At 77.3% G+C, this 24,041-nt stretch carries 25 protein-coding genes; 14 read left to right on the top strand and 11 right to left on the bottom strand.

Going from position 1 to position 24,041, the window contains the following annotated elements; all coding sequences use genetic code 11:
• The first annotated feature begins 26 nt into the window (after window positions 1-26).
• The 5 genes from ITJ85_RS16750 (at window position 27) to ITJ85_RS16770 (ending at window position 6,406) form a co-directional block, all read left to right on the top strand.
• Window positions 27-563 (top strand): hypothetical protein, encoded by a 537-nt coding sequence (locus tag ITJ85_RS16750; RefSeq protein ID WP_217914248.1) that lies wholly within the window; start codon window positions 27-29, stop codon window positions 561-563.
• Complete coding sequence (locus tag ITJ85_RS16755) at window positions 560-2,794, top strand: transglycosylase domain-containing protein (RefSeq protein WP_217914249.1); 2,235 nt, start codon at window positions 560-562, stop codon at window positions 2,792-2,794. The genes ITJ85_RS16750 and ITJ85_RS16755 overlap by 4 nt, the downstream gene beginning before the upstream one ends.
• A gap of 4 nt (window positions 2,795-2,798) precedes the next feature.
• Window positions 2,799-4,532 carry a hypothetical protein gene (locus tag ITJ85_RS16760; protein WP_217914250.1) on the top strand — a complete coding sequence of 578 codons (1,734 nt, stop codon included), beginning with the start codon at window positions 2,799-2,801 and terminating at the stop codon, window positions 4,530-4,532.
• Between the two features lie 37 nt (window positions 4,533-4,569).
• Entirely contained in the window at window positions 4,570-5,604 is a 1,035-nt protein-coding gene (locus ITJ85_RS16765) for an FAD-dependent monooxygenase (RefSeq protein WP_217914251.1), read from the top strand.
• 202 nt (window positions 5,605-5,806) lie between these two features.
• Window positions 5,807-6,406 carry a helix-turn-helix domain-containing protein gene (locus tag ITJ85_RS16770; RefSeq protein WP_217914252.1) on the top strand — a complete coding sequence of 200 codons (600 nt, stop codon included), beginning with the start codon at window positions 5,807-5,809 and terminating at the stop codon, window positions 6,404-6,406.
• 91 nt (window positions 6,407-6,497) lie between these two features.
• On the opposite strand, the gene ITJ85_RS16775 is transcribed toward ITJ85_RS16770, so the two are convergent.
• The gene (locus ITJ85_RS16775; protein WP_217914253.1) at window positions 6,498-7,232 is read right to left on the bottom strand and encodes a metal-dependent hydrolase; all 735 of its coding nucleotides are present in this window, start codon (window positions 7,230-7,232) and stop codon (window positions 6,498-6,500) included.
• A complete protein-coding gene (locus ITJ85_RS16780; protein ID WP_217914254.1) occupies window positions 7,229-7,447 on the bottom strand; it encodes a hypothetical protein in 219 nt (72 codons plus the stop codon). Before ITJ85_RS16780 ends, ITJ85_RS16775 begins: the two co-directional genes overlap by 4 nt.
• 54 nt (window positions 7,448-7,501) lie before the next feature.
• Here ITJ85_RS16780 and ITJ85_RS16785 point away from each other — a divergent pair, with 54 nt between their 5' ends.
• Window positions 7,502-8,425, top strand: a complete 924-nt coding sequence (locus tag ITJ85_RS16785; RefSeq protein ID WP_217914255.1) for an endonuclease/exonuclease/phosphatase family protein — start codon at window positions 7,502-7,504, stop codon at window positions 8,423-8,425.
• On the opposite strand, the gene ITJ85_RS16790 is transcribed toward ITJ85_RS16785, so the two are convergent.
• Genes ITJ85_RS16790 through ITJ85_RS16825 form a run of 8 tightly spaced genes read right to left on the bottom strand, consistent with a single transcriptional unit; the run spans window position 8,406 to window position 15,700 of the window.
• Window positions 8,406-9,527, bottom strand: coding sequence for a hypothetical protein (locus ITJ85_RS16790; protein WP_217914256.1), 1,122 nt, complete (start codon window positions 9,525-9,527; stop codon window positions 8,406-8,408). The genes ITJ85_RS16785 and ITJ85_RS16790 overlap by 20 nt on opposite strands.
• Complete coding sequence (locus ITJ85_RS16795; RefSeq protein ID WP_217914257.1) at window positions 9,524-9,973, bottom strand: hypothetical protein; 450 nt, start codon at window positions 9,971-9,973, stop codon at window positions 9,524-9,526. The genes ITJ85_RS16790 and ITJ85_RS16795 overlap by 4 nt, the downstream gene beginning before the upstream one ends.
• Window positions 9,970-11,490 (bottom strand): DUF2079 domain-containing protein, encoded by a 1,521-nt coding sequence (locus ITJ85_RS16800; protein ID WP_217914258.1) that lies wholly within the window; start codon window positions 11,488-11,490, stop codon window positions 9,970-9,972. The genes ITJ85_RS16795 and ITJ85_RS16800 overlap by 4 nt, the downstream gene beginning before the upstream one ends.
• Window positions 11,487-12,353 (bottom strand): lysylphosphatidylglycerol synthase domain-containing protein, encoded by an 867-nt coding sequence (locus ITJ85_RS16805; RefSeq protein WP_425517127.1) that lies wholly within the window; start codon window positions 12,351-12,353, stop codon window positions 11,487-11,489. Before ITJ85_RS16805 ends, ITJ85_RS16800 begins: the two co-directional genes overlap by 4 nt.
• Before the next feature lie 60 nt (window positions 12,354-12,413).
• Complete coding sequence (locus ITJ85_RS16810) at window positions 12,414-13,178, bottom strand: class I SAM-dependent methyltransferase (protein ID WP_217914260.1); 765 nt, start codon at window positions 13,176-13,178, stop codon at window positions 12,414-12,416.
• The gene (locus tag ITJ85_RS16815; RefSeq protein ID WP_217914261.1) at window positions 13,175-14,272 is read right to left on the bottom strand and encodes a glycosyltransferase; all 1,098 of its coding nucleotides are present in this window, start codon (window positions 14,270-14,272) and stop codon (window positions 13,175-13,177) included. The genes ITJ85_RS16810 and ITJ85_RS16815 overlap by 4 nt, the downstream gene beginning before the upstream one ends.
• Window positions 14,273-14,303: 31 nt before the next feature.
• Window positions 14,304-15,254 (bottom strand): glycosyltransferase family 2 protein, encoded by a 951-nt coding sequence (locus ITJ85_RS16820; RefSeq protein WP_217914262.1) that lies wholly within the window; start codon window positions 15,252-15,254, stop codon window positions 14,304-14,306.
• Between the two features lie 23 nt (window positions 15,255-15,277).
• On the bottom strand, window positions 15,278-15,700 hold the full coding sequence (locus ITJ85_RS16825) for a hypothetical protein (RefSeq protein ID WP_217914263.1): 423 nt from the start codon (window positions 15,698-15,700) through the stop codon (window positions 15,278-15,280).
• Between the two features lie 765 nt (window positions 15,701-16,465).
• On the opposite strand from ITJ85_RS16825, the gene ITJ85_RS16830 reads away from it, so the two are divergent.
• The 4 genes from ITJ85_RS16830 to ITJ85_RS16845 all read left to right on the top strand — a co-directional run bounded on the left by ITJ85_RS16830 (window position 16,466) and on the right by ITJ85_RS16845 (window position 19,658).
• Entirely contained in the window at window positions 16,466-16,972 is a 507-nt protein-coding gene (locus tag ITJ85_RS16830) for a hypothetical protein (RefSeq protein WP_217914264.1), read from the top strand.
• 219 nt (window positions 16,973-17,191) lie between these two features.
• Window positions 17,192-18,691, top strand: a complete 1,500-nt coding sequence (locus ITJ85_RS16835) for an alpha,alpha-trehalose-phosphate synthase (UDP-forming) (protein ID WP_217914265.1) — start codon at window positions 17,192-17,194, stop codon at window positions 18,689-18,691.
• Window positions 18,688-19,161: a cyclic pyranopterin monophosphate synthase MoaC gene (gene moaC / locus ITJ85_RS16840; RefSeq protein WP_217914266.1), complete on the top strand. Its 474-nt coding sequence runs from the start codon at window positions 18,688-18,690 to the stop codon at window positions 19,159-19,161. Before ITJ85_RS16835 ends, moaC begins: the two co-directional genes overlap by 4 nt.
• Window positions 19,158-19,658 carry a MogA/MoaB family molybdenum cofactor biosynthesis protein gene (locus ITJ85_RS16845; RefSeq protein ID WP_217914267.1) on the top strand — a complete coding sequence of 167 codons (501 nt, stop codon included), beginning with the start codon at window positions 19,158-19,160 and terminating at the stop codon, window positions 19,656-19,658. Before moaC ends, ITJ85_RS16845 begins: the two co-directional genes overlap by 4 nt.
• Here ITJ85_RS16845 and ITJ85_RS16850 read toward each other — a convergent pair.
• Window positions 19,655-19,834 carry a hypothetical protein gene (locus ITJ85_RS16850; protein ID WP_217914268.1) on the bottom strand — a complete coding sequence of 60 codons (180 nt, stop codon included), beginning with the start codon at window positions 19,832-19,834 and terminating at the stop codon, window positions 19,655-19,657. The genes ITJ85_RS16845 and ITJ85_RS16850 overlap by 4 nt on opposite strands.
• A 119-nt stretch (window positions 19,835-19,953) precedes the next feature.
• Here ITJ85_RS16850 and ITJ85_RS16855 point away from each other — a divergent pair, with 119 nt between their 5' ends.
• Genes ITJ85_RS16855 through ITJ85_RS16870 form a run of 4 tightly spaced genes read left to right on the top strand, consistent with a single transcriptional unit; the run spans window position 19,954 to window position 24,033 of the window.
• Entirely contained in the window at window positions 19,954-21,096 is a 1,143-nt protein-coding gene (locus tag ITJ85_RS16855) for an LLM class flavin-dependent oxidoreductase (protein WP_217914269.1), read from the top strand.
• On the top strand, window positions 21,093-22,157 hold the full coding sequence (locus ITJ85_RS16860) for a hypothetical protein (RefSeq protein ID WP_217914270.1): 1,065 nt from the start codon (window positions 21,093-21,095) through the stop codon (window positions 22,155-22,157). The genes ITJ85_RS16855 and ITJ85_RS16860 overlap by 4 nt, the downstream gene beginning before the upstream one ends.
• Window positions 22,154-23,281, top strand: a complete 1,128-nt coding sequence (locus ITJ85_RS16865; RefSeq protein ID WP_217914271.1) for a hypothetical protein — start codon at window positions 22,154-22,156, stop codon at window positions 23,279-23,281. The genes ITJ85_RS16860 and ITJ85_RS16865 overlap by 4 nt, the downstream gene beginning before the upstream one ends.
• Window positions 23,278-24,033: a class I SAM-dependent methyltransferase gene (locus ITJ85_RS16870; protein ID WP_217914272.1), complete on the top strand. Its 756-nt coding sequence runs from the start codon at window positions 23,278-23,280 to the stop codon at window positions 24,031-24,033. Before ITJ85_RS16865 ends, ITJ85_RS16870 begins: the two co-directional genes overlap by 4 nt.
• Window positions 24,034-24,041 lie beyond the last annotated feature (8 nt).

Raw genomic sequence — 24,041 nt, forward strand, 5'->3', positions numbered from 1 at the left:
TCCGGCGGCCGACCGTCGCGCTCGGGATGGGATCTGCGAGGGGCTATGATGCGGTGCTCGTCTCGGTGCAGGGGGTGCGCGGCATCGTCGGATCCCGCGGGCGGGTCGCACTCGCGGTCGCCCTCGTCATCATGCTCGTCGTGCTCGTCGCCCCGGCATTCGTGGCGGGGCGCTACTCGGACGGTCCCGGCGGGGCGGAGGTGGGCGGTGCCAGGCTCGATCAGGGATGGGCGTTCCTCTATCACGCCGTGCGCCTCTCCCGCGGCGCGGAGCTGGGCTCCGCCGACCTGGCGCTCGTCCGCGCCCGCGGCACCTGGGCGGGCGCGCCCGCCGTCGCCGAGGACGTGGAGCTCGTGTACTCGGACGGCGCCTTCACCGTGCCCGTCCCGCCCGGCGGCACGCCGCCGGCGCCCGATGACCGGGTGGCCGAGCCGCGCTCGCGCCTGGGCTGGGTGGTCCACGGGCGCGTGGGCACGGGGCCGCGCCAGATGATCGGCCTCATCGACTACGCCTCGGGCCGGGTGGCCTGGGACATCCGCCCGCTGCCGGAGGGCGGCGCATGAGCGACCTGCGTCGCCGGCGCCTGGGTCGCCGGCGCCGCGCGCGGCGTCGGCGGACGAACCTCCTGCTGATCGTGGCGGGCGTCCTCGCCGCGGTCGTGGGGGGCGCCGTGCTGGCGTCCGCGCTGGCGGTGCACTCGGTGGGCGAGGCCCTCGCGGAGGAGAAGCCCAAGGAGATCCGCCTCGGGCAGAACACGCGCATCTACGACAAGAACGGCCGGCTGCTCGGCATCGTCGCGGGCGAGACGAACCGCACGCTGGTGCCGGCGAAGCGCATCCCGCAGGTGCTGAAGGACGCGACCGTCGCCATCGAGGACAAGCGCTTCTACTCGCACGACGGCGTCGACTACTACCGGCTGATCGGCGCCGGCCTGCGCGACCTGCAGAGCGGCGCGGCGCGCCAGGGCGGCTCCACGATCACGATGCAGCTCGTCAAGAACCTCTACAACCCGGAGGGCGGCGGGCGCACCGCCTCGCTGGAGACCAAGATCACGGAGGCGTACCTGGCCTTCCGGTACGAGGACCGGTTCACGAAGGAGCAGATCCTCACCCGGTACCTCAACAGCGTCTTCTACGGCCAGAACGCCATCGGCGTGCAGGCCGCCTCGCTGACGTTCTTCGACCGGGACGTGCAGGACCTCACCCTCCCCCAGGCCGCGCTGCTCGCCGGCCTGCCGCAGGCGCCGAGCGCCTACAACCCGTTCGCCAACCCCGAGGCGGCCAAGGCGCGGCGCAACCTCGTGCTCGACTCGATGGCGGACCAGGGCTACATCGATCGGGGGCGCGCCGAGCAGGCCAAGCGGGCCGGCCTCGGGCTGAAGCGCGGCAGGGCCTACCGGCGCAAGCGTGAGGAGTACTTCTTCGAGTACGTGCGCCAGCTCCTGATCGACCGCTACGGCGAGAAGGAGGTCCAGCTCGGCGGCTTCAAGGTCTACACGACGATCGACCCGGCCCTGCAGGCGGCCGCGCGACGGTCGATCCGCGAGCAGCTGCCCTACGACGACGACCCCGCCTCGGCGGTGGTCACGGTCGACTCGAAGAAGGGCTACATCCGGGCCATGGCCTCGAGCGAGCGGTTCACCGACAATCAGTTCAACTTCGCCACCCAGGCCGAGCGCCAGCCCGGCTCGACCTTCAAGACCTTCGTGCTCACGGAGGCCATCCGGCAGGGCATCAACCCCTACACGACCCTCTACGGCAGCCGGCGGCTGAACTTCACCCACGAGAAGTGGGGCCCGATCGACGTGTCGACCTACTCGGACTCGTACCGCGGCGCGATCCCGATCGCCTCGGCCACGCTCTCGTCCGACAACTCCGTGTACCAGCAGCTCACCATCGACGTGGGCCCGGAGAAGGTCATCCGCACGGCGTACGAGATGGGCGTCTCGAAGGCCCGCGACCTGCCGGTGGTCGCCTCCATCGGCCTCGGCGCCGGCGAGGTGACCCCGCTCGACATGGCGGCCGCCTACGCGCCGCTGTCGAACGGCGGCTACCGGGTGGCGCCGATCGCGATCTCGCGCATCGAGCGGCCCAACGGCACGGTCGACCGCTTCACGCCGAGGCGGTGGAAGGTCTTCGAGGACGGCGTCGCCTACGAGGTGACCCGCATCCTCCAGAACAACATGACCTCCGGCACCGGCACGGCGGCGCAGATCGGCGTGCCGGCGGCCGGCAAGACGGGCACGACCGACGACTTCGGCGACGCCTGGTTCGTCGGCTACACGCCCGAGTACTCCACCGCCGTCTGGGTCGGCTACCCCAACTCCGAGGGGCCGAAGCGCTACATGACCAGCGTCCACGGCATCGCCGTTGCCGGCGGCACGTTCCCGGCGCGCATCTGGGGCGCGTACATGGGCGAGCTGATCGAGCGGCTGGGCGAGTCGGGCTCGTTCCCGCTGCCCGAGGAGCCGGTCGAGTGGTCGCCGTTCTCGAGCAGCTTCACCCGGGCCGCGGGCGAGGCCGACCGCGAGCGCTCGGCCGCGAGCGCCGCGTCGACGGAGGCCACCGAGTCGACCGGCTCGGGCTCGACGGCGGCGACCGCGCCGCGGGCCCCTGAGGCGCCGGCCGCCCCGGAGCCCCCGACCCCGCCGGCGCCCGCGCCGGCGCCCGCCCCCGCGCCGACCCCGGCGCCGGCCCCCGCCCCGGCGCCCGCGCCGGCGCCGCCCGCCAGCCCGCCCCCGCCCGCGCCGGGCCCGGCCCCGCCCCCGCCGGCGGCCCCGCCGCCGACCCCCTAGCGGCATGGGCTCCCCGAGGACGGCGACGCGGTGGCTCGGGTGGCTCGCCTCGTCGGCGCCGGCCCGCGCGCGCCGCGGCGCCCGCCTGGTCGCGCGGCCCGTGGGCGCCGCGGCGACGGCCGCCGTGCTCGCGACCGTGCTGGTGCTGGTCGGGCCGCCGGGCGGCGACGCCGCGGCCCACCTCTACCTGACCCAGTCCTGGCGCGAGCACGGCTGGGAGCTCTGGGACAACTTCTGGTACTCGGGCCGCTACGCCCAGATCAACTACAGCCTGCTCTTCTATCCGCTCGCCGCCCTGCTCACCCAGGGCGTGGTCGTGGTCGGGGCGTGCGCCGCCGCCGCCGGGGGCTTCGCCGCCCTGCTGCGGCGCCGCTGGCCCGCGATCGCCCTGGGCCCGGCGGCGGCGTTCGGCCTGCTGGTGCCCCTCGCCGTGGTCGCGGGGACGTACCCCTTCCTGCTCGGGCTGGCGGTGGCGCTGTGGGGCCTCGTGGCGCTGGACCGCGGACGCCCGCTGACCGCCCTGGCGGCGGTGCTGGTGACGGCGCTCGCCCACCCGCTGGCGCTCGCCTTCCTGCTCATCGCGCTGTGCGCCGTCGCGGCGTCCACCCGCGGCTGGTGGCGGCGGCCGCGTCCGCTCGCCCTCGCCGCGGGCACCGCGGTCGTGGCCGGCGCCCAGGCGCTGCTGCTGCGCGGCTTCTCGAGCGGCGACGCCGAGTACCCCTTCGACCCCAAGGACGCGATCGCCATCGCCGGCTTCTGCGCCGCCGGGCTGCTGCTGACCCGCGGCCTCGCCGACCAGCGCGCCCTGCGGGCGCTGTTCGTGGGCTACGGGCTGCTCGGCGCCGCGGCGTTCGCCGTCTCCTCCCCGCTCGGCGGCAACGCGGTGCGCCTGACCCTGCTGATGGGGCTGCCCCTGCTGCTGCTGCCGCTCGCCGCCCGGGGCTTCCGGCCCCGCGGGATCGCCGTCGCGTGCCTCGCGGGCATGCTCCTGTGGCAGTCGCTGCCGGCGGTGGCCGGGTGGCGCACGGCCGCCGAGTCGCGCGCGCAGCAGGAGCGCTTCTGGTACCCGGTGATCGCGTTCATGGAGGAGCACGGCGACCCGGACCACCGCGCCCACGTGGTGGCCACCGCCGACAACTGGGAGGCGTACTGGCTCGCCCGGCGCGACGTGCCGCTGGCGCGCGGCTGGTTCCGCCAGGACGACTTCCCCGCCAACGCCGTGCTGTACGGCGAGCTGACCCCGCGCGGGTACACGGCCTGGCTGCGCCGCACCGGCGTGCGCTACGTGTTCCTGCCCGACGACCCGCTCGACTACAGCGCGGTGAAGGAAGCCGACCTGCTGCGGTCCGGCCGTTCCGGCCTGCGGCTCGTGCGGCGGACGGGCGGCTGGACGGTCTTCGAGCTGCCCCGGGCGACGCCCATCGCCACCCCCGCGGACGGCATCTCGGTGCTCGCGCTCACCTCGAGCGCCGTGACCCTGCGGGTGGAGCGACCGGGCACCTACCGGCTGCGCCTGCGCTACACGCCGTACTGGCGGGTCGAGCGCGGCGTGGCCTGCGCCGCGCCGCGCGAGCCGTGGGGCACGGAGCTGCGCGTCACGAGCCCGGGCGTGGTGCGGCTGTCGTTCGACGTGCGGCTCGGCACCTTCGTCGGCGCCGTGCTCGGCAGCGGGGGCGGGTGCGCGACCGCCGGCCTGGGGCCGGCCGCCGGCGCCGTGCACGACGCGTTGCGCCGGTGAGGGCCGCGGCGCGAGCGAATCGGTTAGGGTGCCGCCCATGAAGGTCGTGATCGTCGGCGGCGGGATGGTCGGGATGACCCTCGCCCACCTCCTCCGCAAGCGCGGCGTCGAGCCCACGGTCGTGGAGCGCGCGCCGGCCGGGCACTACATCCCGCGCGGCTACATGCTCGGGTTCCAGGGCTACGAGGCGCTCCAGGAGATCGGCATCTTCGACGAGGTGCGGGACGCCGGGCGCGCGATCGCGCCGCGCCCCGACCACGGGCCGGTCGCCGTGGCCGTGCGCTTCGGCGCGCTCATCGAGGCCCTGCAGCGCGACCTGCCGATGGTCAACGACACGACGGTCACCGAGCTGCTGCGCGACGACGACGGCCGCGTGGTCGGCGTCGCCGCCGAGGGCCCCGACGGGCCGGTCACCTTCGAGTCGGACCTCGTGGTGGCCTGCGACGGCGCCGGCTCGCCCACCCGCGCGAAGGCCGGGCTCGAGGCCGAGATCGACCCGCTGCCCGAGGCCTCGCTGTCGTTCATGAGCCCGAGCGTGGCCGACACCTCGTTCGCCATGGCCTACATGTCCGACGGCGGCCACATCGGGATGCTGTCGTGGGCCGAGGGATCGGCGGGCTGGCGCAGCTGCGAGCGCGTCGGCGCCGAGGCCGCGCTGGCGCCGGGCCTCGACGCCATCAAGGAGATGTGGGCGCGCCTGCTGCCGCCGTCGGCGTCGGCGATCGAGGGCGTCACCTCGCTCGACCAGATCCGCTACTCCGAGCCCGCCCTGCTGCGGTGCCCGCGCTGGTGGACCCCCGGGGTCGTGGTGATCGGCGACGCCGCCCACTTCTTCGGTCCCGAGACCGGCATCAGCTCGGCGATCGGGCTCGGCGACGCGGAGGCGCTGACCCAGGCGATCCTCCAGTACCCGGACGACCCGGACGCGGCCTGCCGCAGCTACGAGACCTGGCGCGCGCCGGTGGTCCGCCCCTACGAGGCGAACGACCCGGGCCGTCACCGCATGCTGGTCGCCGACACGCGCCGGCCGCTGCCCGACGAGCGCTGGCCCCCGGAGGACGGGGCGGCCTGACGTCGTTCCGCCCGGGCCTTCCGGCGACGCGGGGGGCCCGCGCCGCGGCGAGGTGAGGCACGCCTCGGGCGCGCCGGCCACCCGCTTCACGGCGGCGAGCTGTAGTCACCCGGAGCGTTGTTGACGGATCCGGGTTGGCGCGGTGAGGACCCCCGGGGCTCTGTGGAGGTGCCTTAAGCCTTCCGGAGCCAAGGGGGTCCTCGTGTCCCACGCTAACGCCCGCCTCACCGTCCGCGGAAGACTGCTGGCCGTCGAACGGGTCGCGGCCGGCCACAAGCCGGCCGACGTCGCCTCCCAGCTCGGCTGCTCACGGGCCACGGTGTACAAGTGGCTGCGCCGGCACCGCGAAGAGGGCCTCGCCGGCCTGGTTGACCGCCCGAGCCGGCCGCATCGCTGCCCCCACCGCACGCCGGCCGCGATCGAGGCGCGCATCCTCGCGCGCCGGCGCGCCCACCGCCGCGGCGCCGACTGGATCGCGGGCGAGCTCGGCATGTGCGCCTCGACGGTGGGGCGGGTCATCCGCAGGCACGCGATGCCGCTGCTGCGCGATCTGGACACCCTGACCGGCGCGCCGGTGCGCCGGGGGCCGATGAGCGCCCTGCGCTACGAGCGCGGGCGCCCGGGCGAGCTGGTGCACATCGACGTCAAGAAGCTCGGGCGGATCCCCGACGGGGGCGGCGATGCGGCGCCCGCCGCACCCGCAGCTCGCCCGTGCGCTCGTCGATCAGCCCGGCGACCACGCTCCTGGCGTGCACGTCCAGGCCGACGAAAGCACCCTCGCCCATACCGGCGCCTCCCATGACCGTGGCTCTACCGCCGGGCTGATCCCCGGCGGGCAACCCACGATCACGCATGAGCGGGGCGCCGGCCCGGACCCCGGCGCTCCATACGGTCTAGGGCGGGCCGACCCGCGGCGCCCACTGCGGTCCGCCGAGGCTCCAGTCCAGGCTCGGGTGCAGCTCGTTGACGAACAGCGCCCAGATGTACCAGCCGGCGATCGAGGCGACGCCGAAGAACGCGCTCGCCCGGTAGAGGGTGAGCATCACGGAGTCGCTCGCGCGCGTGCGCAGCCACAGCCAGAAGGTGTCGCGCGGGACGATCTCGCGGTGGAAGTGGTCGGCGGTGAACATGCGCCAGTGGAAGGCCAGCCACGTGGCCCACAGGATGTCCCACACCCCGCCGAGCGACGTGTAGTAGGCGATCGCGTCCTCCTTGCGCCCCGCCTGGCCCACGTACTGCCACGCGTCGAAATGCAGGTGCCAGTCGGTGAGCGGGAAGAGCAGCATCACCCCGACCGAGTCGAGCGTGTCCGAGAACACGTGCGCCCACGCGCCCAGCAGGAACGAGAGGGCCCACATCCTGTTGCCCCTGCTCACCAGCAGGATGAGCCCCGCCATGAGCAGGCCGAACGCCAGCGAGTGGGTGAAGCCGACGCCCGGCCAGCCGCGGTGCAGCTGCACGGGGTCGGCCACGAGCTTCGCGTCGCCGCTGAAGTCCAGGCCGTACACGGCCCACTTGCTCATGATGTCCGGCGAGTACGACCCCGCCAGGCACAGCGGGAGGCTGATGGCGCCGCCGAGCTTGGCCCGGAACAGGTAGGGCTCGAGGTCGTGTGCGGCCCAGCTCACCCGTCGTCCGGGGGCAGCGGCGGCACCGGGCGCGGGAAGAGCCGCCCGGCGACGACGGTCAGGACCAGCAGCGCCGGGATCGACTCCCAGAACCCGAGCAGGAAGGCGGGCGGGTACAGCACGCCGAGGCCCGCGTAGAGGGCGATCGCCCCGGCCCAGTAGGCGACTGCCCAGCGGGCCCGGACGGGCGCGGGGCGGGGCGACGGCTGCGGCACGCCGGGCAATCTCACGGGTTGCGCCGCCGAGCGCAAGGGGCGAACCTCCCCCGGATGCCGGCCACGACCGTGCGCGTCGTCACCTGGAACCTGTTCCACGCCCGCGACGGCCTGCCCGGCCTCGGCGCGACCCGCCGCTCCACCTGGCTGCGCTCGCCGGTCGACGACGGCGTGCACGTGCACCTCAACCGCAAGCACACCGGCCCCATGGCGCGGCGCATCGCCGCCTGGGCGCCGGACCTGTGCGCGCTGCAGGAGGTGCCGACGGCGGCGATCCGGGAGCTCGTCGCCGTCACCGGCATGCGGGCCGTCTGGGCGCCGACCGGGCCCCTGATCGGCCCGCGCCGGCTGCGCGACGCGCTCGCCGCGCGCAACCCCGACCTGTGGCGCACCCACGAGGGCAACGCCAACGTGCTGCTCGTCGGCCCGCGCCTCGCGATCGTGCCCGGCTCGGCGCGCTCCGTGCGCCTCAACCCGCCCGGGCCCATGCTGCGGGCCGCGCTGCGCGGGCGGATCGGCGCGGGCGAGCTGCTGCGCTACCTGCCCGAGCCCCGCCGGCTGGTGGTGGCACGGGTGCGCCTGCCGGGCGGCGCCGAGGCCGTCGCGGGCTGCGTCCACTGCCACAACGCCCGCGACCCGGAGCTGACCGGGCTCGAGATCGCCCGCGCCGCGCGCGAGGTCGCCGCGGACGCCGGCGGGGGCCCGGCGGTGCTCGCGGGCGACCTCAACGCGCGGCCGGGCCACCCGGCGCTCGCCGCGCTGGCGGCGGCGGGATGGGACCACGCCGCGCCGGCCGCCGGGGCGGGGATCGACCGCATCCTGTCCCGCGGCCTCGCGACCGTGGAGGCCCCGCGGGCCCTGCCGGCGGCCGAGCGCGAGGTGGCCGTGCGGGCCGGCGAGCGCCGGCGGCTCGTGCGCCTGTCCGACCACGACCCCGTCGTGGCGACCCTGCGCGCGCCTACGGCGAGCGCTGGGTGAGCTGGGCCACGAGCAGCAGCGTCAGCGCCACCGCCGCGGCGACCGCCCAGCGGGTGCGCCGCGGGCTCGCCGCGGCCCAGTCGGCCAGGGGCCAGACGAGCGGGAAGGCCATGAGGCCGAAGCGGGCCATCGACGTGACCGTGCCGCTCGACAGCGGCACGGCGAGCGCCGCCGCCGAGTAGGCGACCCAGGGCGAGCGCAGCCCGCCCTCGGCGCGCCACAGCCGCGCCAGCAGCCAGCCCCACAGCGCGAGGAAGGCGACGTCGCGGGCGGTGGCGTGCCAGGCGGCGGTGAGGTGCCACGAGCTGACGAGCTCCCACCCCGCGGCGAGCTCCTCCGGGGCGGCCGTCACCAGGCCGATGCCGAGCTGGCCACGGTCCCAGGCGCGCTGGGCCTCGAACGGCAGCTGCCACGAGCCGCGGGCGACGGCCATCCAGGCGAGGAAGCCGGCGAACGCGGCGACCGTCGGCAGCACCGCGAGGGCCGCCCGGCGCAGCCGCCCGGGCGATGCGTCCTGCAGCGCGAGCAGGCCGACCAGCAGGGCGGCGAGGGCGCCGGTCGGCCGGGCGAGGGCGCCGGCGCCGGCGACGACGCCGGCCAGCGCCCACCGTCCGCGGGTGGCGAGCAGCGCCGCGCCGGCGGCGCAGGCGATGGCCAGACCCTCCGTGTACGCCAGCGAGCAGTAGGCGGCGGGCGGCAGCAGCGCCATCGTCCAGGCCGCCCGGCGGGCGGCGGCCTCGCCCATCCGCGCCCGGGTGAGCGCCTCGAGCGCGAGCAGCGCGCCCAGGAACGCGGCGTTCGACACCACGAGGGCGCCGACGAACGGGTTGATGCCCACCGTCAGGAACGCCGCCATGATCCCCGGCACGAGCGGGAAGAAGGCGAGGTTGGTGAAGACCAGCCCCACCTGGCCCAGGTCGTGCTCATAGCCGTGCCGCGCGATGTCGAGGTACCAGGTGGTGTCCCAGCCCCCGAGCAGCGCGAGCGCGTCGGGCACGGCGGCGTCCACCCCGCGCTCGGGCAGCCCGAAGACCAGGCTCATCACGAGCCCGGCCACGAGGACGAGCGCCCGCGAGGCCGCCCAGGCCCGCAGCGCGGTCACGCCCGGCGGCCCGCCCAGGCGAGGGCGGCGCCCACGGCGGCCAGCAGGCCCGCGCACACGGGCGCGAGCGCCGCGGCCGGCTCGCGGTCGACCGGCGCCGGCACCCGCTCGGGCCCGCCGGGCAGCGCCGCCCGCAGCTCCAGGTCGGCGCCGAGCGCCGCGCGCAGGGCGAACGCCAGCGCCAGCAGCCCCGCCGCGGCCGCCACCGGGCCGGCCCAGCGGGCGACCTGGGCCACCCGCTCGGGCGGCGCCGTGGCCAGCCGGGCGCCGGCCACGGCGGCGGCCAGGCCGAGGGGCGGCAGCAGCCACAGCTCGCCCGCGCCGTCGAGCCCGCTCGCGGTCGCGCGGTCCCCGGGCGGGCCGGCGGAGTACCAGGCGAGGAACGGCAGCACGGCCAGCGCGAGCCCGAGCGCGGCGATCGCGCCGCCGCCGAGCCGGCCGGTCACGCCCCGGCCCCCCGGCGGAACACCATCACGCCGTCCTCCTCGAACACCAGCCGCATGTCGCCCCGGGCGCGCAGGCGCCGCAGGTGCTCGGCGTGGGCCGAGCGGCTCAGCAGGTCGCCGACGTACGGGCGCCGCTCGTCGGTGAGCACCCACTGCGCCTCGCCGACGACCGGGAAGGTGAGGATGCGCTCGCGCTCGGACAGGTGCGAGCCGAGCAGGTTGCCCGCCGACACGGGCACGTCGTCGGGGACGAGGGCCACCGCGCGCGCCATGGCGTCGGCGTGGGGACCGCCGCGGTACTGGTCGGCGCGCTCGCCGGAGTAGCCGACCGGCGCGAGGTCGCGCCACAGCGGCAGCGGGCCCAGGTACACGCCCGACAGGGCGACGATCGCGACCCACGCCACCGCCGTTCGCCCCGGGTCGGCCACCGCCCGCGCGAGCAGGGCGGGCCGGCGCGCCCGCCGCACGCGCGCCAGGCCGAGGATCGCGGCCGCCACGGCGACGGGGGCGATGACGGCGACGTACTGGTACTCGATCGAGTACTGGGGGAACCAGTCGGCGAGCACGTTGATGAGCACCTCCGGCGCCGCCACCGCCAGCAGCGCGGGCGCCGCGAGCGGCAGCAGCGCCAGCGGCAGCAGCAGGGCGCCCAGGTACGAGAGGCGGTCGTAGGACCACAGCACCTCCGCGGCCTCCCAGGGGCGGGTGAGGAGGGTGACGGCCACGTCGCCCGCGTCGTCGCCGAGCGTGCCGTAGCGGCCGATGAACGCCGACGGGCGGCCGTCGTTGAACCGGGGGATGACCACGCCCACCGCGAACGCGACCCACGCGGTCGCCAGCAGCGCGAGCGCGACGCCGTACCGCCGCCCCAGCCCGCGGACGACCATCCAGCCGCCGATCAGGGCCACCGCCAGGCCGACCTCCTCCTTGCAGAGCACGGCGAGCGCCGCGCACACGCCCAGCACGACCGGGCGGCGCTCCTCGGCCGCCCAGATGCAGAACAGCAGCAGGGGCGCGGCCAGGGTGACCGGGTGGAACTCCGTGACCGTGGCCCAGCCGACCGGCGGGTAGAGCAGCCAGACCGCCGCCGCCGCGACGGCGAGGCGGTCGTCGCCGAGCCAGCGACGCCCCAGCCAGAAGGCCGGCAGCGCCCCCGAGGCCACGATCACCGCCTGCGCCACCAGCAGCGCCTCGGGCAGCGCGCCGGTCCAGGCGAGCGGCGTGAACAGGGCCAGGATCGGGTCGACGTGCGCGCCGAGCCGCGAGAACTGGCGCCCGGCGATGTCGGTGGTCTCGAGCGGGCGGCCCTGGGCGGTGCTCCACACCGCCTGCACCATGTTCCCCACGTCGAAGCGGCCGGTCCAGAAGGCGTGGTGGCGGGCCACCGAGAGACCGGCGAACAGGCCCGCCCAGGCGGCGGCCATCGCCCACACGGCCGCGAGCGCCACGTCGGCGGGCCCGCGCCGCCACCGCCGGCGGGCCGGGGCGGGCCGGGGCGGGGGCGGGGCCACGCTCACCGCCGTCGCCCCGCGACCGCCACGGCGGCGATGAAGGCGAGCTCCACCAGGGTCAGCACCAGGCGCACGCCCACGGAGAGGGCCACCGCCACGCCGCCCGGCACGTTCTGGGCCAGCGCCAGGGCGAAGGCGCCCTCGCGGATGCCCAGGCCCGAGGGGAAGATCACCGCCACCATCGACACGGCGAACGACAGCAGGAAGGCCGAGCCCACGAACAGCGGGTCGCCCGCCCCGGGTCCGGCCGCCGAGCGCACGAGCAGCCACACGCCCAGCCCGAGCAGGACCGCGATGGCGGCGTAGGCCCCCACCAGCGCCGCGAGGGCGCGCCCGCCGAGCAGCCGCGGCAGCGGCTCGCGGCGCGCCTTGCGCAGCGCCCACGCGCTCACCGGCCCGAAGACCCGCGGGTGCAGCGCGGCCAGGCCGACCGGCAGCAGCAGGAGCAGCCAGACGCGGCCGTCGGTGCCGGCGGCGTCCTCGCCGGCCGCGGCCACGAACATCAGCGCGCCCGCGGCGGCCACGCCGAGCGAGAGCACCTGCTCGTAGACGGTCGCCGCCAGGCTCGTGCGCCTGGGGACCCCGCGGTCGGCGCTCAGCACCACCCGGCCGAGCACCATGAGGACGCTGCCGGGCACGTAGCGCCCCAGCAGCGAGCGTCCCCAGATCGACATGTGCACCGCGGCGGGAGGGTCCGGGCCGTGCAGCAGCCGCACGATCGCCGCCCATCCCAGCCCGCCGGCCAGGTAGAAGACCAGCAGCGTCGCCACGCCGGCCGCCAGGAGGCCGGGCTGCACGTCCCAGTCGTACGCCGAGACCGACGACCACCCGTCGACGAGGGCCCAGCCGAGGAAGCCGAGCACCAGCAGGCCGGCGGCGAGCCCGGCCCGGCGGCGCCAGGGGCCGGCGCGGGCGGCCCGGCGGCCGCCTCAGGCGGCGCCGGCACGGCGCGCGGTCGCCAGCAGGCCGTGATAGCCGGGCCGCCTGCCGATGAACAGCGAGTCGACCTCGAGCAGCGCGCGCAGGACGCGGGACGCGACCCGGGGCGGCGCGCCGCCCACCGCCCGGCCGCCGCCCGCCGCGAGGCGGCGGCGCAGGGCCGGCCGGTAGACGCGGCGGTGGTACAGCCCGGTGAGCGGGAACCCCCAGCCGTCCACGCGCACGTCCTCGAAGCCGGCGAGCGCGATGCGCTCGTGGAGCTCCTCGGGCGCGTAGCGGCGCCGGTGGCCGGCCCAGCGGTCGGTCCAGTCGTAGCGGAACGGGTCGGCGGGCACGGTCACCAGGAGCAGCCCGCCGGGGCGCAGCGCCGCGGCGATGCGCGCCAGCGCGGCGGCGTCGTCGTCGAGGTGCTCCAGCACCTCCGCGCACACCGCCCCGTCGAAGGCCGCCACTGGCAGCTCGAGCGTCTGCAGGTCGCCCGGGATCACGGGGTTGTCGCGGTCGGCGCCGCGCCGGCGCAGCGCGGCGAGCGTCCACTCGCACAGCTCCTCGCTGGCGTCGGTCGAGGTGACGCGCAGGCCGGCGTCGATCATCTTGAGGGTCAGCGAGCCGGCGCCGGCGCCGGCGTTCAGCACCTCGGGCCCGGGCAGCGCCGGCAGCAGCCGCCGCAGCACGAGGGCCTCGCGGTAGTCGTGGCGCGGCCCGAACAGCTCGGGGGACGCGCCCCAGTCGTGGGTGCCGGCGGCGGAGCTCATCGCCCGAAGACTAGGGGTGCGAGCGCGTCGCGCAGGGCCGCCCCGGCGGCCGCCGGGGTGCCCCCGCGCAGGTAGGCGGCGCGCGCGTCGAGCCCCATGCGCTCGCGCAGGGCCCGGTCGGCGGCCAGGCACCGCAGGGCGGCGGCCAGCGCGGGGGCGTCGCCGGGCGGCACCAGCAGGCCCTCGGCGCCGTCGGTCAGCACCTCGCGCACCCCCGGGGTGTCGCCGGTCACCACCGGGCGGCCGACGGCCATCGCCTGCCAGACCTTGTTCGGCACCACGCGGGCGGCCTTGGCGCTCGTGCCGAACACCCCCAGGCAGATCGCCGCGCCGGCGACCTCGGCGCCGAGCCGCTCGTAGGGCACCCAGCGCTCCCAGGTGAGCCCCGGCGGGCGGTCGCGGGCCAGCTCGGCCTCGAGCCACGGGCCGAGCTGGCCGTCGCCGATCAGCCGCACCGGCGGCACGCCGGGCTCGCGGGCGGCCGCCAGCACCGTGGCGACGCCGTGCAGCGGGGCGAGCTTGCCGTAGAAGAGCGCGGTCGGCGGGCCGGGCGGGGCCGGCGCGGGCGGGAAGCGCTGCGGCTCGGCGCCCACCGGCACGACGGCGACGCGCCCGCGCGGCACGCCGAAGCGCTCGCTGAGCCAGTCGGCGCCCGCGGCGGTGTCGGCGAGCACGAGGTCGGCCATCCGCAGGCCGGCCCGGTCGACGCCGGCAAGCAGCGCCCCCGCGGCCCGGCCGGCCACGGCGCGGTCGCCCGCCAGCGTGTCGGCGAGCGAGATCATCATGTCCACCACCAGCGGCACCCGGCGGGCGCGCGCCACCAGCCAGGCCGGCGCGGCGTCCGGCTGCGCGGGGTAGCCCGCCACCACCGCGTCGACCGGCCGCTCGCGCAGGGCGCCCGGGGCCAGGGCGGCCCAGGCGCCGGCCCAGCGCGCGGCCGAGCCCGCGAGCGCGAGGGGGCCGAGGCCGGCCTTGTGGCGGCGCCGCTCCCAGACCGGGCGATGGTGCTCGACGACGTCCACGCCGGCCGCCCGGAGCCCCTCGACCAGCACCCGCGCGCGCGGGTAGGCGCGCTCGTACGTCCCCAGCCACATCACGCGCACGTCGGACCCCCCGGACGGCGGCTCAGCGGACGATGCGCTCGACCCGCGAGCGCGCCTCCTCGTCCTGCGGGCGCAGGTGGTAGCGCTGGATCATCTCGCTCACCAGCCCGATCGTGAACAGCTGCACGCCGACGACGATCATCAGCACGCCGAGCAGCAGCAGGGGCCGGCCGCCGATGCCCTCGCCCGTGATGCGCAGCACCGCGAGGTAGGCGCAGATGACCACCCCGGCCGCCAGCAGCAGCATCCCGAGCCCGCCGAACAGGTGCATCGGGCGCTGCCGGAAGCGGCCGACGAAGAGGATCGTGAGCAGGTCGAGGAAGCCGCGCAGGTAGCGCTCGAGGCCGTACTTGCTGCGGCCGTACGGGCGCGGGCGGTGGTTGACCGGGATCTCGCTGACGCGGAAGCCCTCGTTGTCGGCCAGCACCGGGATGTAGCGGTACTGGTCGCCGGTCAGGGCCAGCGACGCGACCACCTCGGCGCGGTAGGCCTTGAAGCCGCAGTTGAGGTCGTGCAGGCCGATGCCCGACATGCGCGCGGTGACGCCGTTGAAGACCTTCGAGGCCGCCCGCTTCGACCAGGCGTCCTTGCGGTCGCGCTTCCAGCCGCTGACCAGGTCGGCGCCCGCCTCGAGCTCGGCCAGCAGGCGCGGGATCTCGCTGGGGTCGTCCTGGAGGTCGCCGTCGATCGTGACGATGGCCTCGCCGCGGGCCTCGCGGAAGCCCGCCATCAGCGCCGCCGCCTTGCCGAAGTTGCGGCGCAGCCGCACCACCGAGATCTCCGGCTCCTCGGCGGCCAGCTCCTCGAGGATCGCCGTCGTGCCGTCGGTCGAGCCGTCGTCGATGAAGAGGACCTCGGCGCTCCGCCCGAGCCCGCGGAGCACGGTCAGCAGCTCCTCGGAGAGGGGGCGCACCGACTCGCGCTCGTTGAAGACGGGCACGACCACCGAGACAGAGGCGAGGCGTGCGGCCACCGCGGGCGATGTTACCAGCGCCCTCACCGCCGCCCGCGCGCCCGGCCGGCGCGCGGCGGGCGGATCGCCTCGCCCGTCGCCGGCCCGATGCGCCGAAGCGCCACGAGCGCCGCCAGCGACCAGGCGCACGCCGCCACGAGCACGCCGAGCAGCAGCCCCGTGCCGCCGCGCGCGCCCGACGCGGCGGTCTCGCCGAGGTACCACACCGCGAAGGGCCAGCCCGAGTGGAGCAGGCCCGCCGTCGAGGCGACCAGCCCGAGCAGCGGCAGCGCGGCCACGACCGCCAGCGCGGCCAGCTGCCACGGGCGCCGGGCGGCCGTGGCCAGGAGCGCAGCGTGGGCGGCCGGCAGCGCCAGCACCAGGGCGAACGGCGAGAGCAGCCACATGAGCAGCAGCACGACCGACAGCGCGGCGAGCGCCGCGGTGGCCTCCGCGGCCGGCGGCACGCGGCGCCGGGCGCGGCGGGCCGCCGCCCAGGCGAGCGCGCGGCGGCGAGGGCGAGCACGACCCCGAGCGCGGCCGCCGGGCCGAAGCGCGCGTCGGCGGGGATCGGCGGCGCCCCGGCCGACGCCCCGGGCAGCAGACCGGCGAGCACCAGCAGGTGGGCGGCCGCGAGCGCGGCCAGCGCGGGCGCCGCCCGGCGCGCCACGGCGCCCGCGCCCTCGCGGAGCGAGGCCCGCGCCCGGCGCCGGCGGGCGACCGCGTCGACCGTCAGCACGAGCACCGGCAGCATCGCGAGCAGCAGGGTGAGGCGCGCGAGCGTCGGCCGCAGCACCCGCCCGGCGAAGGCCAGGGAGCCGTCCGGGGCCGGGACGACCTCGGCGACGTCGACCACGCCCAGCAGGTCGTTGGCCGCGTTGGCGACCAGCTCCATGCGCTCCGCGTCGCCGCCCGGCAGGCCGCGCAGCGGCGACTCGGGGCGGCCCGAGAGGGTCACCGCGGGGACGCCCGCCGCGACGAGGGCCCCCTGCTCGCCGAAGGTCTGCGGCACCGCGAGGCGCAGCAGCTGGCCGCCCAGGCCACGCGGGACCGCCGGGCGGCCGCCGACCCGCTCGACGGAGCGCTCGGCCATGGTGGCCAGGCCCAGGGCGTGGCGGTCGGCGCGCCCCGCGTACCAGACGTGCACCCGGTCGCCCTGCGCCTCGCCGGGCGCGTCCAGCACGATCGCCGCCGCGATCGGGAACGACGAGAACCGCTCCAGGAACCAGCGCATGCCGGCGTTGCCCAGCGTCGAGCCGTCGGTCGAGACGAACAGGTGGGGGCGCTGGTGGCGGGTGGTGGCCGACGCGCGGGCCAGCCGCAGCAGCACCGCGGTGGCGCTCGCGCCCGCGTCGACGCCGGCCGGGGTGTCGCGAGGGGCCACCACCAGCACGCCGCCCCCGGACACGTCGCCGCCCGTCCCCGGCACCACCAGGTACACGTTGCGCAGCCGCACCGGGCCGCCGTCCGCCCGCGCCTCGAGCTCCTGCTCCTGCACGCGGCGCTGCGCCCCCGGGATCTGGGACAGCTGCTGGCGCACCCACGCCGCAGCGGCGAGGTCCGGCGGGGAGCCGGGCGGCCGCTCGGGGGCCACGCCGGAGAGCTGGCTCGCCAGCTCGAGGGTGCCCTGGCCGTCGATCGTGGACGGGAGCGCGGGCTCGGGCCCCGGGTCCGGGGCCTCCAGGGTCAGCAGCGCGACCACCAGGGCCACGCCCGCGACCAGCCAGCAGGTGCGATAGAGGCGGGCGTTCAGCACGGTGTGCGGCCACCGTGGGCCCGGCGGCTGGCGGTAGAGTGTGGCACGTCCTCCTGTCCGGCGGGCGGAGGCCGGCCGTTGACTCGCCCGGGGGGGACCGGGGCATCTACATCCTGTCCGACCGGGACGACCCGGCGCCACGGAGGTGCGCGGTGAGGAGCGAGGGCACACCCCACGACGCGTCGCCGCGCGGGCGCGGCCGATGAGCGTGCGCGAGCGCGAGCCACGGCTGATCCTGGTCTCCAACCGGGGGCCGGTGGGGTTCAGCCACGACGACACCGGCCGCCTGGGCCGCGAGCGCAGCGGCGGCGGCCTCGTCACCGCGCTGCTCGGGCTGGTGGGCCACACGCCCGCCCTGTGGATCTCCGCGGCGGTCTCGGACGCCGACGAGGAGGTGGCCCGGCGCGCCGGCGGCCGCTCATTCGAGCTGCCGGGCCTCGGCACGGACACCCGCGGGCGCTTCGTGGTGATCGACGGCGAGACGTACCACCGCTACTACAACGTCATCGCCAACCCGATGCTCTGGTTCATCCAGCACTACCTGTGGGACCTGAGCAACGCGCCCGACGTGCGGCACGAGGAGCTCGACGCCTGGGAGCACGGCTACCTGGCGGCCAACAAGGCGTTCGCCGACGCGGTCATCGACGAGCTCGACGAGGACCCGGACCGCATCGTGATGCTCCACGATTACCACCTCTACACGGCGCCCGAGGCGATCCGCGCGGCGCACCCCGGGGCCTTCCTGCACCACTTCGTGCACATCCCGTGGAGCCAGCCGGACTACTGGCGCATCCTGCCGCCGCACATCCGCGAGGGCATCCTGCGCGGGCTGCTGGCCAACGACATCGTCGCCTTCCACACCCGCGCCTACTCGCGCAACTTCCTGCTGTGCTGCGAGGAGCTGCTCGACCTGCGCGTCGACTACGCCCGCCGCACGGTGCGCTGGGAGGGGCGCGAGGTGCTCGTGCGCTCCTACCCGATCTCGGTCAACGCGCCGATGTTCGAGGAGCTCGCCCGCAGCCCCGAGGTCGCCGCCGAGGAGGGCGCGATCCTGCGCCGCCGCCGCCAGCACCTGATCGTGCGCGTCGACCGCACCGACCTCTCGAAGAACACGCTGCGCGGCTTCAAGGCGTTCGACGTCTTCCTCGACCGCCACCCCGAGTTCCACGAGGACATCACGTTCCTCGCCCAGCTGCAGCCCACCCGCCAGGACGTGGACGAGTACGTCGAGTACCTCGGCCGCATCCGCGACGTGGTGAGCCGCATCAACACGAAGCACGGCACCACCGACTGGATGCCGATCGACCTGCGCGTGGAGGCCAACATCCACCGCGCCGTGGCCGCGTACAAGCACTACGACGTGCTGCTCGTGAACCCGATCTTCGACGGCATGAACCTGATCGCCAAGGAGGCGCCGCTCGTCAACGAGCGCGACGGGGTGATGATCCTGTCCGAGAACGCCGGGGCCCACGAGGAGCTCGGGCACTTCGCGCTGACCATCAACCCGTTCGACATCGAGGCCCAGGCCGAGGCCATCCACGAGGCCCTCGTGATGGCGGCCGACGAGCGATCGTTCCGCAACCAGGAGATCAAGCGGATCGTGCGCGAGAACGACGTCGGCAAGTGGCTGGCCGCCCAGCAGGCCGACATCGCCCGCAAGCGCGCCGCCGACCGCCGCCGCGGGACCCGGGCCCGGGCATGAGCGGCGAGGGCGGCCTCACCCACCTCGACGCCCGCGGCGCGGCGCGCATGGTGGGCGTGGGCCACAAGCCGCCGGTGGCGCGGCGCGCCGTGGCCGAGGCGCTCGTGCGGATGGCCCCCGCCAGCGCGCGGCTGATGTCCGAGGGCGGGCTGCCGAAGGGCGACGCCGCGGCGGTGGCCCGCGTGGCCGGGATCATGGCCGCCAAGCGCACGCCCGAGCTCGTCGCGCTGTGCCACCCCCTGCCGATCGATCGCGCCGCGGTCGACGTGGCCGTCGACCCGGCCGCGGGCGAGGTGCGCATCCGGGCCGAGGTCGAGACGACCGCCCGCACCGGCGTGGAGATGGAGGCGCTCACCGCGGCGAGCGTCGCCGCGCTGAACGTCTACGACCTCGTGAAGGGCGTCGACCCGGCCGTGGTCATCGAGCGGGTCCGCCTGGTGGAGAAGACCACGGGCGACCCGGCGCCGTGAGCCTGCGCGTGGCCGTGGTGACCGTGTCCGACCGGTCGGCCCGGGGCGAGCGCGAGGACGCCTCGGGCCCGGCGCTGGCGGCGGCCGCGCAGGCGGGGGGCGCGGAGGTGGTGCGCCGGGAGGTGGTGCCGGACGACGAGCACGGGCTGGCGACGCTGCTGCAGGCGATCTGCGACGCGCCGGACGCGCCCGATCTGCTGCTCACCACCGGCGGCACCGGCATCGGGCCGCGCGACCGGGCCCCCGAGGCCACCCGCGCGGTCTGCGACCGCATGGTCCCGGGCATCGCGGAGACGCTGCGCGCCCGCTCGCTGGCCGCCACGCCGAACGCGATGCTGTCGCGCGGCGAGGCCGGCGTGCGCCGGCGCACGCTGATCGTCAACCTGCCGGGCTCGCCCGGCGGCGCCCGCGACGGCTGGGGGACCGTGGCGCAGGTCGCCGCCCACGCCGCCGCGCAGCTGCGCGGCGGCGACCACCCCGTGCGGGGCGCGCCCTAGGCGGGACGCCCCTCGTCGCCCTCGCGGCGCTCGGGGTTGCGCTCGCCGGCGCCGTGGGTCGCCTCCGTGAGGCCGCCCTCGGCGCCCTGGTCCTCGATGCCCTTGCCGGCCGCCTCGCGGCGCGCGCCGTCGAGGGCCTCCTCGGCGCGCTCCGCGCCCGTGCGCTCGTCACCCATGTCGTCCCCTCCGGGGTCGGTGTCCCCCGGGGACTACCCCGGCCCCGCCGCGGACGAACGCGGGGGGCGGCCACCGCGGGCGTTGGCCGCGGGGGGCGGGGCCAGGTAGGTTGCCCGCGATGTCGGAGCCCGCGCGCCTCGAGCTGTCGGCGATGGGCGCGGTGCGCCCGCCCGCCTCCGCGGCCCTCGAGGCGGCCGCCCGCCGCGAGCGCCAGGGCTTCGACGCCGTCTGGTGGGCCGACCACCTGCTGCACTGGTTCCCGACCTCGATCTGGGCGCCCGACCTCGTGCCGCAGGCCGCCGCGGGGCAGGCGAGCCCCCACGTCTGGTTCGACCCCTTCGCGGTCGTCGCCGCCGCGGCGGGCGCCACCGAGCGGGTGCGGCTGGGCATCGGCGTGACCGACGTCGTGCGCCGCCACCCGGTCGCGCTGGCGCAGACCGCCCTGACCCTCGACCACCTCACCGGGGGGCGCTTCCTGCTCGGCGTGGGCGCCGGGGAGGCGCTCAACCTCGCGCCGATCGGCGTCGCCAACCGCCGCCCGCTGGGGCGGCTGGAGGAGGCGCTCGAGGTGATGCGGCTGCTGTGGGCGAGCCCGGACCCGGTCGACTTCCGCGGCGACCACTTCACGCTCGACGGCGCCGCCCTCGGCCTCCGGCCCGTCGGCGACCGCCCGCCGCCGGTCTGGCTGGCGGCGCACCGCCCGCGCGGGCTCGCGCTGGCCGGACGGCACGCCGACGGCTGGCTGCCGCTCGCGACCGACCCGGACGAGTACGCCGGCATGCTCGCCGCGGTGCGAGCGGCGGCCGCGGCGGCCGGACGGCCGGGGGACGCCGTCACGGCCGGGCTCTACGCCCGCATCGTGGTGGCCGAGTCGCGCACGCAGGCCGTCGCCGCGATCGACCGCTCGCTGCTGCTGCGCTTCATCGCCCTCACCCGGCCGGCCGAGGCGTTCGCCCGCCACGGCGCCGAGCACCCGCTCGGTGAGGGCGCCTTCGGGCTCACCTCGTTCCTGCCCACCCGGCTGGGGCGCGAGGAGGCGCTGCGCCTGGCGGGGGCGGTGCCGGTGGAGGTGCTCCGCGACACGGTGATCCACGGCACCCCCGACGACGTCGCCGGCGCGATCGCCGCGTTCGTCGACCGCGGCGCGCGCCACGTGCAGCTCACCAACATGACGCCGCTCGCGGACCCGTCGATGGCCGCGACGAGCGAGGCGCTGCTCGCCGACGCGGTGGTCGCCGTCCGCGCGGCCACGAGCGCGTGAGGCGCCGCGCGGGTGCCGTCGCGGCGCTCGCCGCGGCGGCGGCGGGCCTGGTCGCGGCCCCGGCCGGCCTCGGCGCCTCGCGCACGATCACGACGGACGGCTGGGGGCCGCGCGCCATGGCCTTCAGCGGCGACCGGCTGGTGTGGAGCGAGGCCGCGGTCGTGCGGGTGGACCCGCGCCGCACGCCGGGCGCCCCCGCCGGGGCGGCGCGCTTCGACTACTACCGGGCCGAGGCGTTCCGCGCGCGCCTCGACCGCGCCTCCCGCCGCTTCGCCGGCACCGCCGAGGCGCCGGTCTCGGTGCGCACCAGCATCGGCGCGATGAGCGCCGGCGCGCTCGCGCCGGCGGGCGGGGGCGACTTCGTGCTGGCGCCGGGCTCGCGGCGCTTCGCGACCCCGGTCGTCTGGTGCTGCGGCGAGGGCGACGCCGAGGCCGTGCTCGAGAGCGACGGGCGGCCCGGGGCGCAGCCGCCGGCCGCGGTGGCGTGGACCGGCGCGGCGGTGCGCTGGGTGCGGCTGGCGGCGGACGGCTCGCAGACCGTCGTGGAGAGCCCGCCGGCCGAGCCCGCGTCGCCCGCGACCGTGGCCACCGCCGGCCCCACGCGGGCCGGGCTGGTGGCGTTGACCGCGCGCCTGCACGCGTGGGTCGACCCCGCGGCGCCGGCGACCCTGCAGGTGCGCCGCGGCGACGGGCCGCCCGCCGCGGTGGCGCTGCCCGGCCCGGCGCTGCGGGTGGAGGCGGCCGGCGACGTGGTCGCCGTGGCCGTGCGCGCCGGCCGGGGCGCGGCGGTCGTGCGGCTGGCCGGCGCGGCGACGCGGGCGACGCGCGTCTGGTCGGGCCCGCGGGCGCCGCGGGCGCTCGCCGCGGGCGGCGGGTCGGTCGCCGTCGCCGACGGCCGCGACGTGCTCGCCCGGCGCGGCTCCGGCGCCCTGCGCCGGGTGGCGCGCGGGCGGCGGGCGATCGACGGCGTGGCGGTCGACGGGCGGCGCGTGGCGTGGATGGAGCGGGGGCTGCGCCGCGGCGGGCGGGTCGCCGTGCTGCGGCTGGGACGAGTGCGGTGAGACGGGCCCTCGCCCTGCTCGGGGCGCTGGCCGCGCTCGCCGGCCTCGCCGGGGGGGCCGCCGCGGCGCCCATCATGTCGCTGCAGGACGATGAGCTCGTCAACGTGCGCGGGGCGGCGCTGGAGGCGCGGCTCGACGCGCTGGCGGCCACCGGCGTGCGGGTGACCCGGGTGGACGTGCTGTGGCGCGAGGTGGCGCCGACCCGCCCGCGCGACGCCCGCGACCCCGACGACCCGGCCTACGACTGGAGCCGCTACGACGCGATCCTGCGCGGCCTGCGGGCGCGGGGCATCGCGACGATGCTCGACTTCTACCTGACCCCCGCCTGGGCGTCGCGCGGCGGCGAGCGCACGGCGGCGCCCCGGCCGGCCGACGGCGCCCGCTTCGCCGCCGCGATCGCCCGCCGCTACGGGGGCGGCCACCCCGACCCGGCGGGCGGCACGCTGCCGGCCATCCGCAGCCTCGAGATCTGGAACGAGCCCAACCTGCCCGGCTTCTGGACGCCGCAGTGCCGGCAGCGCCGCGGGCGCATCGTGCTGGAGTCGCCGCGCCGCTACGCGGCCCTGCTCGCGGCGGCGTACCGCGAGGTGCGCCGCGTCAACGCGCGGGTGGAGATCGTCGGCGGCGTCGCCGGGCCCGCCGGCCGCACCCCGCGCGCCTGCCCGAAGGACGGCCGGGCGGCGGTGGGGAGCCTCGACTTCGCCCGCCTCGTGGCCGACGAGGGCCCCGCGATCGACGCGTGGAGCATGCACCTCTACCCGATCGGCGGGCCGCTGCAGGCCTTCTTCGTCCCCTCCTGGAGCACCGTGCCGCGGGTGGCCCGGCAGGTGGATAGGCTTCGCCGGGGCGCACCGATCCACGTCACGGAGACGGGGTACCACACGTCGTACAACCGCTTTCACCGCTACTTCGTGAGCGAGGCGCAGCAGGCCGCGTGGGTCGACGAGACCGTGCAGGCCGCCGCGCGCCGGCCGCGGGTGGGCGTCGTGACCTGGTTCAACTTCCAGGACAACCCCCGCTGGACCGGCGGGCTGCTGCGCGGCGACGGCTCGCGCAAGCCCTCGTACGACCGCTTCGCGGCGCAGGCCGCCGCCAACCCGCCCCCGCCGGGGTGGGCGCCGTGACCGGCGGCGGGCGCCTCGACCAGGTGCGCGCCTACTACGACCGCCTCGCGCCGCGGCTCGTGGAGGTCGAGAGCCGCAACTGGCACCTGCAGAGCCGCATGTCGCTCGTGCTCGAGACGATCGACCGCCACGCCGCCCACGGCGGCCGCGTGCTCGACGTGGGCTGCGGCACGGGCTTCCTGCTCGAGCGCCTGGCCGAGCGCGGCTTCTCGGGCACCGGCATCGACCTCTCGCCCGAGTCGGTGGAGCACGCGCGCCGGCGCCTGGCCGAGATCGGCGCCGCCGACCGGCTGACGGCCGTCGTCGGCAGCGCCTACGAGCCGCCCGAGGGCCCGTACGACCTCATCGCGCTGACGGACGTGCTCGAGCACCTCGAGGACCCCCGCGCCTGCCTCGCCGCGCTGCGCGCCCAGCTCGCGCCCGGCGGCCTGCTGGTGATCTCGACGCCCAACCGGCGCAGCCTGCCGGGCGCCCGGCGCTGGCTGGCCGAGCACGGCGTGCCCGGCATCCGCCTCAACCTGGCGCCGGTCGACAACTGGCAGACCTGGACCGACCTGGAGGGCCACGCGGCGTCGGCCGGCCTGGTGCCGGTGTCGCGCCGCGGGATCTTCTTCCGGCCCGGCGGGCGCATCGGCTCCCAGATCGGGCGCCTCTACCGCTTCGGCGCGCCGCGCAGGGCCGAGCTGGCCGCCTCGCGCACGCCGATCGGCCGGTTCGGCTTCTACATCTGCCTGGGGTTCCGGGCGCTCTGACGGGCGAG

The organism is Miltoncostaea marina (assembly GCF_018141525.1).
In the GTDB taxonomy this organism is placed as follows: Bacteria; Actinomycetota; Thermoleophilia; order Miltoncostaeales; family Miltoncostaeaceae; genus Miltoncostaea; species Miltoncostaea marina.

Excerpts from the sequence above, each read along its gene's own strand:
- ITJ85_RS16760 (WP_217914250.1), top strand. The coding sequence starts at position 2,799 with ATGGGCTCCCCGAGGACGGCGACGCGGTGGCTCGGGTGGCTCGCCTCG.
- ITJ85_RS16765 (WP_217914251.1), top strand. The coding sequence starts at position 4,570 with ATGAAGGTCGTGATCGTCGGCGGCGGGATGGTCGGGATGACCCTCGCC.
- ITJ85_RS16810 (WP_217914260.1), bottom strand. The coding sequence starts at position 13,178 with ATGAGCTCCGCCGCCGGCACCCACGACTGGGGCGCGTCCCCCGAGCTG.
- ITJ85_RS16750 (WP_217914248.1), top strand. The coding sequence starts at position 27 with ATGGGATCTGCGAGGGGCTATGATGCGGTGCTCGTCTCGGTGCAGGGG.
- ITJ85_RS16855 (WP_217914269.1), top strand. The coding sequence starts at position 19,954 with ATGTCGGAGCCCGCGCGCCTCGAGCTGTCGGCGATGGGCGCGGTGCGC.
- ITJ85_RS16835 (WP_217914265.1), top strand. The coding sequence starts at position 17,192 with ATGAGCGTGCGCGAGCGCGAGCCACGGCTGATCCTGGTCTCCAACCGG.
- moaC (WP_217914266.1), top strand. The coding sequence starts at position 18,688 with ATGAGCGGCGAGGGCGGCCTCACCCACCTCGACGCCCGCGGCGCGGCG.
- ITJ85_RS16850 (WP_217914268.1), bottom strand. The coding sequence starts at position 19,834 with ATGGGTGACGAGCGCACGGGCGCGGAGCGCGCCGAGGAGGCCCTCGAC.
- ITJ85_RS16755 (WP_217914249.1), top strand. The coding sequence starts at position 560 with ATGAGCGACCTGCGTCGCCGGCGCCTGGGTCGCCGGCGCCGCGCGCGG.
- ITJ85_RS16830 (WP_217914264.1), top strand. The coding sequence starts at position 16,466 with ATGCCGGCGTTGCCCAGCGTCGAGCCGTCGGTCGAGACGAACAGGTGG.
- ITJ85_RS16815 (WP_217914261.1), bottom strand. The coding sequence starts at position 14,272 with ATGTGGCTGGGGACGTACGAGCGCGCCTACCCGCGCGCGCGGGTGCTG.
- ITJ85_RS16785 (WP_217914255.1), top strand. The coding sequence starts at position 7,502 with ATGCCGGCCACGACCGTGCGCGTCGTCACCTGGAACCTGTTCCACGCC.